The organism is Streptomyces montanus (genome assembly GCF_005786655.1).
GTDB classification, from domain to species: domain Bacteria; phylum Actinomycetota; class Actinomycetes; order Streptomycetales; family Streptomycetaceae; genus Streptomyces; species Streptomyces sporangiiformans.
This window is the reverse complement of record NZ_VBZC01000022.1, coordinates 141,085-149,702: the sequence shown is the minus strand read 5'-3', so window position 1 is coordinate 149,702 and position 8,618 is coordinate 141,085. Positions and strand designations below refer to the sequence as shown.

Annotated in this window: 7 protein-coding genes; all 7 read left to right on the top strand. The window is 71.9% G+C overall.

What is annotated here, in order from left to right; translation table 11 throughout:
* Positions 1-2,420 (top strand): PQQ-dependent sugar dehydrogenase (locus FE633_RS21410; protein WP_138046766.1); only part of this gene is annotated, 2,420 nt, incomplete at its 5' end.
* A 16-nt stretch (positions 2,421-2,436) separates the two neighbouring features.
* Positions 2,437-3,834, top strand: coding sequence for a ThuA domain-containing protein (locus FE633_RS21405; RefSeq protein WP_138046765.1), 1,398 nt, complete (start codon positions 2,437-2,439; stop codon positions 3,832-3,834).
* Between the two features lie 126 nt (positions 3,835-3,960).
* Positions 3,961-5,124: an inositol-3-phosphate synthase gene (locus FE633_RS21400; protein WP_138046764.1), complete on the top strand. Its 1,164-nt coding sequence runs from the start codon at positions 3,961-3,963 to the stop codon at positions 5,122-5,124.
* Positions 5,121-6,041: an SCO3242 family prenyltransferase gene (locus tag FE633_RS21395; RefSeq protein ID WP_138046763.1), complete on the top strand. Its 921-nt coding sequence runs from the start codon at positions 5,121-5,123 to the stop codon at positions 6,039-6,041. Before FE633_RS21400 ends, FE633_RS21395 begins: the two co-directional genes overlap by 4 nt.
* A complete protein-coding gene (locus FE633_RS21390) occupies positions 6,038-7,012 on the top strand; it encodes a sugar phosphate isomerase/epimerase family protein (RefSeq protein WP_138046762.1) in 975 nt (324 codons plus the stop codon). The genes FE633_RS21395 and FE633_RS21390 overlap by 4 nt, the downstream gene beginning before the upstream one ends.
* The gene (locus tag FE633_RS21385) at positions 7,009-7,743 is read left to right on the top strand and encodes an EboA domain-containing protein (protein WP_138046761.1); all 735 of its coding nucleotides are present in this window, start codon (positions 7,009-7,011) and stop codon (positions 7,741-7,743) included. The genes FE633_RS21390 and FE633_RS21385 overlap by 4 nt, the downstream gene beginning before the upstream one ends.
* Positions 7,743-8,618, top strand: a complete 876-nt coding sequence (locus tag FE633_RS21380; protein WP_171060059.1) for a TatD family hydrolase — start codon at positions 7,743-7,745, stop codon at positions 8,616-8,618. The genes FE633_RS21385 and FE633_RS21380 overlap by 1 nt, the downstream gene beginning before the upstream one ends.

Genomic DNA, 8,618 nt, shown 5'->3' with positions numbered 1-8,618 from the left:
TCGGCCTCGCCACGCCGCAGGCGGGCGCCGCCGTCGCCGATCCGGGTGGCGCACCGGCCGCACCCGCCGCGCCTTCCGCCGCCGCGGCCGCGGCCGAGGACTTCCAGCAGGTCACCCTCGCCAAGGGCGAACCCGAGGTCGGCGAGCCCATGTCGCTGGCCGTCCTCCCGGACCGCTCGGTTCTGCACACCTCGCGCGACGGCGAACTCCGCCTGACCGACGCGGCCGGCAACACGAAGCTCGCGGGCAAACTCGATGTCTACTCGCACGACGAGGAGGGGCTGCAGGGCATCGGCGTCGACCCCGGCTTCGCCGACAACCGCTTCATCTACCTCTACTACGCCCCGCCGCTGGACACCCCGGCGGGCGACGCCCCCGAGACGGGCACCGCCGCCGACTTCGCGCCCTTCGACGGCGTCAACCGGCTCTCGCGCTTCGTCCTGAAGACGGACGGCACCCTCGACGCCGCCAGCGAGAAGAAGATCCTCGACGTCCCGGCCTCACGCGGCATCTGCTGCCACGTCGGCGGCGACATCGACTTCGACGCGGCCGGAAACCTCTATCTGTCGACCGGTGACGACTCCAACCCGTTCCAGTCGGACGGCTTCACCCCCATCGACGAGCGCGCGAACCGCAACCCCGCCTTCGACGCCCAGCGGACGGCCGGCAACACCAACGACCTGCGCGGCAAGATCCTCCGCGTCAAGGTGAACGCCGACGGCTCGTACTCCATACCCGACGGCAACCTCTTCGCGCCCGGCACGGACAAGACCCGCCCCGAGATCTACGCGATGGGCCTGCGCAACCCGTTCCGCTTCAGCGTCGACAAGAAGACCGGCATCCTGTACGTGGGCGAGTACGGCCCGGACGCCGGCGCCGCCGACCCCGCGCGCGGACCCGCCGGCCAGGTCGAGTTCGCCCGTATCACCAAGCCCGGGAACTTCGGCTGGCCGTACTGCACGGGCAAGAACGACGCGTACAAGGACTACGACTTCGCCACCGGCACATCGGGCGCGGCCTTCGACTGCGACGCCCCCAAGAACACCTCGCCGAACAACACCGGCCTGACCGACCTGCCTCCGGCGCAGCCCGCCTGGATTCCCTACAACGGGGCGTCCGTACCGGAGTTCGGCGACGGCTCCGAGTCCCCGATGGGCGGCCCGGTCTACCACTACGACGCGGGCCTCGACTCGCCGGTCAAGTTCCCCGAGGCGTACGACGGGGACTTCTTCGCCGGGGAGTTCGGCCGCCGCTGGATCAAGAGGATCACCTCGGACGCCGACGGCACCGTGCAGTCCATCAGCGACATCCCCTGGTCCGGCACCCAGGTGATGGACATGACCTTCGGCCCGGACGGCGCGCTGTACGTCCTCGACTACGGCATCTCATGGTTCGGCGGGGACGAGAACTCGGCCCTGTACCGGATCGAGAACGCCACCGACGGCCACTCACCCGTGGCGCAGGCCGCGGCCGACCGTACGTCGGGCCAGGCGCCGCTGACGGTGAAGTTCTCGTCCGCCGGCACCAGTGACGCCGACGGCGACTCCCTCACGTACAGCTGGGACTTCGGCGACGGCGGCAAGTCGACGTCGGCGAACCCCACGCACAAGTACACGAAGAACGGGACGTACACGGCGACGCTGACGGCCAAGGACGCGAGCGGCCGGACCGGCAGCGCGAGCGTGCGCGTCGTCGTGGGCAACACGGCGCCGAAGGTCACCCTGGAACTGCCGGGTGACGGGCAGCTGTTCAGCTTCGGGGACGCGGTGCCGTTCAAGGTCAAGGTCACCGACCCGGAGGACGGGACGATCGACTGCGCCCGCGTCAAGGTCACGTTCGTCCTCGGCCACGACAGCCACGGCCATCCGGTGACCTCGGCCAACGGCTGTTCCGGCACCCTCCAGACCAGCGCCGACGGCGGCCATGACGAGAACGCGAACATCTTCGGCGTCATCGACGCGGAGTACACCGACGGCGGTGGCGGCGGCCAGGAAGCGCTCACCACCCACGACCAGGCCGTCGCGCAGCCCAGGCACCGGCAGGCCGAGCACTTCGGCAAGGCCTCGGGAGCCACGGTGCAGTCTCGTACCACCGCGCACGGCGGCAAGACCATCGCCTACATCGGCAACGGCGACTGGATCTCCTTCGAGCCGTATGTCCTGAGCAACGCCACGAAGATCACGGCGCGGGTCGCCTCCCCCGGCGCCGGCGGAAAGCTGGAGGTCCGCGCGGGCTCGCCCACGGGACCTCTCCTCGGCACCGCGACGGTCCCGACGACCGGCGGCTGGGAGAACTACCAGGACGTCAGCGCGTCCCTGACGAAGGCACCGCGCGGGACGACCAAGCTCTACCTCGTATTCAAGGGACGAGGAAGCAGCACGCTGTACGAGGTGGACGACTTCACCTTCACGACCCGCTGAGGGGGGGTGGGCTGCCATGCGAGCGAAAGTCAGAACGGTCATTGCGGTTGTGGGCGCCGCCCTGCTCATCGGGTGTGTGTCGGGACCGGCTGTGTCGGATTCGGCCGTGTCGAAGGGAGGACCGGGAAAACCCACCGAGCGGGACCGGGTCCTGGTGTTCTCCAAGACGGCCGGGTTCCGGCACGATTCCATCCCCGACGGGGTCAGCGCCCTGAAGGACCTCGGCGCCGCGCACGGACTCGCGGTGGACGCGACGGAGGACGGGGGAGCCTTCACCTCCCGCAACCTCGCCCGGTACGACGCCGTCGTGTTCCTGTCGACGACCGGAGACGTGCTCGACGAGGCCCAGCAGAAGGCCTTCGAGGGCTACATCGGGCGCGGCGGAGGCTACGTGGGCATCCACGCGGCCGCCGACACCGAGTACGACTGGGCCTTCTACGGCGGACTGGCGGGAGCGTACTTCCAGTCGCACCCCGCCATTCAGCCGGCCAAGGTGAACGTCGAGGACCGTGCCCATCCGGCGACCTCGCATCTGGGGGAGTCCTGGGAACGCACGGACGAGTGGTACAACTACCGCTCCAATCCACGAGACCGGGCCCATGTCCTGGCCTCGCTCGACGAGTCCTCGTACACCGGCGGCACGATGAACGGCGACCATCCGATCGCCTGGTGCCAGGAGTACCGGGGCGGCCGCGCCTTCTACACCGGAGGCGGCCACACCAAGGAGTCGTACGCCGATACCGCCTTCCGGCAGCACCTGCTGGGCGGAATCCGCTGGGCCGTCGGCGCGGCCCAGGCCGACTGCCGTCCGGAGAAGGGGTATGCGCCCCTCTTCGACGGCACCGCCGAGTCACTGTCGCAGTGGAAGCAGGCGGGCCCGGGTTCGTTCACGCTCTCGGACGACGGCACGCTCACGTCGTCCGGCGGCATGGGCATGCTCTGGTACGCGGCCACCGCATTCGGCTCGTACTCGCTGAAGCTCGACTGGAAGATGGCGAGTGACTCGGGTGACGACAACTCCGGTGTCTTCGTGGGATTCCCGCCCTCCGACGACCCCTGGTCGGCCGTCGACAAGGGGTACGAGATCCAGATCGACGCCACGGACGCACCCGACCGCACGACCGGATCCGTCTACAGCTTCCAGTCCGCCGACATCAGCAAGCGCGACCGTGCGCTGAATCCGCCGGGGGAGTGGAACACGTACGAGATCCGCGTGGAGGGCGAACGGCTCCGCGTCTATCTCAACGGCGAGAAGATCAACGATTTCACCAACACCGATCCGGCGCGGAGCCTGCGCGACGGCCATGTCGGCATCCAGAACCACGGGGCCGACGACCGGGTGTCCTTCCGCGACATCCGGATCAAGGAACTGCCCGGGAAGGCGTCGAGGAGTTCGGCTCCGCCGGGTGACTGAGCGACGGCGGGCGGGGGACGCCGGACTCCCGCCCGCCGTCTTTCCTCGTCGTCCTTCTGGTTCTTGTCCCGCCGGTCCTGGTTCCTGTACGGCTTGTTTGGCTCGCGTACGACAAGGAGGCTGCCCATGTCCGCCGACCCGTCCCCTTCCCAGCCCCGGGTGGGCGTGTGGCTGATCGGAGCGCGCGGCTCCGTCGCCACCACCGTCGTCGCGGGCTGCGCGGCCATGACCGCGGGCCTGCATCCTCCGACGGGCATGGTCACCGAGACCGACCTCTTCCACGGCACCGGCCTGCCGGCGTTGTCGTCCCTCGTCTTCGGCGGCCACGACACTGTGGACTGGCCGCTGCCCAAGCGTGCGGAGGCCCTGGCCGCCGGAGGCGTCCTGCCGCACAGCCTCCCGACGGCCGTGGCGGCCGAACTCGCCGCCGCCGACCGGGAGATCCGCCCGGGCGGTCCCGCACCGGGCGACACACGGGACTCCACGGGCCTCATCGAGACGTTCACGGCGGACCTGCGGGACTTCCTGCGCCGTCACCGTCTCGCGCGGGCGGTGGTGGTGAACGTGGCGTCCACGGAACCGGCCCCCACCGGGTCCGAGCTCCCCGCGAGCTCGCTCTACGCCGCGGCGGCCCTACAGGCCGGCTGCCCGTATGTGAACTTCACACCCTCGACGGGCCTGCACCACCCGGCTCTCCAGGATCTGGCGGCCTCCCGCGGCCTGCCCTTCGCCGGCCGCGACGGCAAGACCGGCCAGACCCTGCTGCGGTCGGTCCTCGGCCCGATGTTCGCGCAGCGCGCCCTGTCGGTCCGGGCCTGGTCCGGCACGAACCTGCTGGGCGGCGGTGACGGTGCGGCCCTGTCCGACCCGGCGGCCGCGGCGGCGAAGAACGCGGGCAAGGAACGCGTCCTCGCCGACACCCTCGACGCGGTCCCCGAGGGCGAGGTCCACATCGACGACGTACCGGCGCTCGGCGACTGGAAGACCGCCTGGGACCACATAGCCTTCGACGGCTTCCTCGGTACGCGCATGATCCTCCAGACCACCTGGCAGGGCTGCGACTCCGCCCTCGCCGCACCCCTGGTCCTGGACCTGGCCCGCCTGCTGGCCCGGGCCCACGAGGCGGGACTCTCGGGCCCGCTCGGCGAACTGGGCTTCTACTTCAAGGACCCGCTGGGCGACGGTCCCGCGGCCCTGGGGGAGCAGTACACGCAACTGGCGCGGTTCGCGGAACGGTTACGGGCGCCGGCGCCCTCGGAACCGCGGAGTCTGCCGGGGGAGGGGCGATGAGGCCGAACCCCTGGGCCGAACTGCTGCGCCTCCCCGCCCTGTTCACCGTCCCCGGCGACGCACTCGCGGGCGCCGCCGCGGCCGGAGCACGGCCGACCCGGGGCACGCTGCTCGCCATAGGGTCCTCCCTCTGCCTGTACGAGGCGGGCATGGCCCTGAACGACTGGGCCGACCGCACCGAGGACGCCGTCGACCGCCCGCACCGCCCCCTGCCCTCGGGCCGCATCCGGCCTGCGGCCGCACTGGCGGCGGCCGGGGGCCTGACCGCAGCGGGCCTGACCCTGGCAGCCCGCGCCGGACGCCGGCCGTTCGCCGTGGCGGGGGCGCTGGCGGCCACCGTCTGGTCGTACGACCTGGTCCTCAAACGGACGGCCGCGGGCCCCGCGGCGATGGCCACCGCCCGCGCCCTGGACCTCCTCCTCGGCGCGGCGGCCACCAGCGGTCACACCCGTGGGGCCTTGCCCTCCGCCCTGACGCTCGGCACCCACACCCTGGCCACCACCACGGTCTCCCGCCACGAGACGCAGGGCGGATCCCCCATGGCCCCGTTGGCCGCACTCGCCACCACCACGGCACTGACGTGGACGATGACGCACGGCCCTCGGACCGAGAGCCCCGGCGCCGCCTCAGGGCCCGCTCGGGGACCCGGGTCACGCTCCTCGCGCGCCACCGTGGAGGCCGCCCTGCGCACGGCGCTCGCCGCCGCCTACGCCGCGACCTCCGCGCGCCCCCTCTTCCACGCCGCCCTCAACCCGTCACCCCCGCTCACCCAACGAGCCGTCGGCGGCGGCATCCGCGCCATGATCCCGCTCCAGGCCGCCCTCTCCGCCCGCTCGGGGGCCCTCACCACGGCCCTGGTGACCGCCGCCCTCGCCCCGGCCGCCCGCAAGTTCGCCCGGAAGGTGAGCGTGACATGAGCGCCCAGCCGGCCCACCGCCCCCGCACCCAGTCGCCCCCACAGCCGAATCGTCACCCCCTCCGCTACGGCTACGGCACCAACGGCCTCACCGACCTCCGCCTCGACGACGCCCTCTCCCTGCTCGCCGACCTCGGCTACGACGGCGTGGGCCTGACCCTCGACCACATGCACCTCGACCCGCTCGCACCGGACCTCGCCGCCCGCACCCGCCGCGTGGCGCGAAGGCTGGACGCGCTCGGTCTGGGTGTCACCATCGAGACCGGCGCCCGCTATGTCCTCGACCCGAGGCACAAGCACGGTCCGTCTCTGCTGGATCCGGACCCGGAGCAACGTGCCCGACGCGTCGACCTGCTCGTCCGGGCCGTCCACGTCGCCACCGACCTCGGCGCCCACGCCGTGCACTGCTTCAGCGGCATCACCCCCGAGGGCACGGACGAGGACTCCGCCTGGAAGCGCCTCGCCGAGACACTCGCTCCGGTCCTCGACGCCGCCACCACCGCCGGAATCCCGCTCGCCATCGAACCCGAACCGGGCCACCTCCTCGCCACCCTCGACGACTTCCACCGTCTGCGCCGAACCCTCGGCAGCCCGGACACCCTCGGCCTCACCCTCGACATCGGCCACTGCCAGTGCCTCGAACCCCTGCCACCCGCCGAGTGCGTCCGCGCCGCCGCACCCTGGCTGCGTCATGTCCAGATCGAGGACATGCGCCGCGGCATCCATGAACACCTCCCCTTCGGCGACGGAGAGATCGACTTCCCGCCCGTACTGCAAGCCCTGGCCGCCACCCCCTATCAGGGCCTGATCGTCGTCGAACTGCCCCGCCACTCCCACGCGGGTCCTCAGTTCGCTGAGCAGTCCCTCCCGTTCCTGCACCGCGCCTCCGGTGCTCCGAGCCCGCCCCAAGCCCCCGACGAGACCCCGATCCCCGGCGAGGAGCCCGTCGCCTCCGAAGGGAGAACCCCGTGACCCACCTCCACAACGCCTCCGCCGCTTCCTCCGGTACTCCCTCCGCTCCTTCCTCCGCCAGTGCGGTGGAACCCGTCTCCGCCCTGCGCGCCCGTCTGAACTCACAGCTGGACGCCGCCGCCCGCGCCTGGCTGGACCGGGCCCTGGACGAGGCGGCCGCCCACCCGGGCACACACGGGCCCATCTCCGCCTGGGAGTTGCGGATCGCCGAGGCGGGCCGCCGCTGCGGACCCGAGCACGCCGACACCGCCCGCGTACTCCTGCTGCACGCCGCCCGGGCGGACGCCGACGCCCTCGGCCGCGTCTACCGCCAGGGCACCGCCGCCGAACGCCGCGCCGTCCTGCACGCGTTGCCCCACCTCATGCCGGGCCCCGACGCCCTGCCGATCGTCGAGGACGCGCTGCGCACCAACGACACCCGCCTCGTCGCCGCCGCCGTCGGGCCGTACGCCGCCCGGCACCTGGACGCCCACAACTGGCGGCACGCGGTTCTGAAGTGCCTGTTCACCGGTGTCCCCATCGATGCGGTGGCCGACCTGCCCCACCGCGCCCGCGCCGACGCCGAACTGGCCCGCATGCTGGGCGACTACGCCGACGAACGCTCCGCCGCGGGCCGTCCCGTGCCCGACGACCTGCACCGTGTCCTGGCCCTGACCGAGCCCGGGAGCGACGCGCCCACAGCCTCGGCGCCGTCGCCCCACCCCGGCACCCCGTCCGGCAAGGAGTCCTGATGCGCATCTTCGACCCCCACATCCACATGACGTCACGGACCACCGACGACTACGAGGCCATGCACGCCGCCGGCGTCCGAGCCCTGGTCGAACCCTCCTTCTGGCTCGGCCAGCCCCGCACCTCACCCGCCTCCTTCCTCGACTACTTCGACTCCCTCCTGGGCTGGGAACCCTTCCGCGCCGCCCAGTACGGCATCGCCCACCACTGCACGCTCGCCCTCAACCCCAAGGAGGCGAACGACCCCCGCTGCGTGCCCGTCCTGGACGAACTGCCCCGCTATCTCGTCAAGGACCAGGTCGTAGCCGTCGGTGAGATCGGCTACGACTCGATGACCCCCGCCGAGGACGCCGCGCTGGCCCGGCAGCTCCAGCTCGCCGCCGACCACGAACTGCCCGCCCTCGTGCACACCCCGCACCGCGACAAGCTGGCCGGCCTGCGCCGCACCCTCGACGTCGTCCGGGAGTCCGCGCTGCCCCCGGACCGTGTGCTGATCGACCACCTCAACGAGACCACGGTCAAGGAGGCCAAGGACGGCGGCTGCTGGCTCGGGTTCTCCGTGTATCCGGACACCAAGATGGACGAGGAGCGGATGGTCGAGGTACTGCGGGAGTACGGGCCGGAGCGCGTCCTCGTCAACTCCGCCGCCGACTGGGGCAGAAGCGACCCCCTCAAGACCCGCAAGGTCGGCGACGCCCTGCTCGAGGCGGGCTTCACCGAGGACGACGTCGACCAGGTGCTGTGGCGCAACCCCGTGGCCTTCTACGGACTCAGCGGCCGTCTCCACCTCGAGGTCGCCGACACGGACGCCACCCATGAGGGCAACTCCATCCTCCGCGGCACGCCGGTCACCGACGCGGCGACCCGGGAGGCGTAA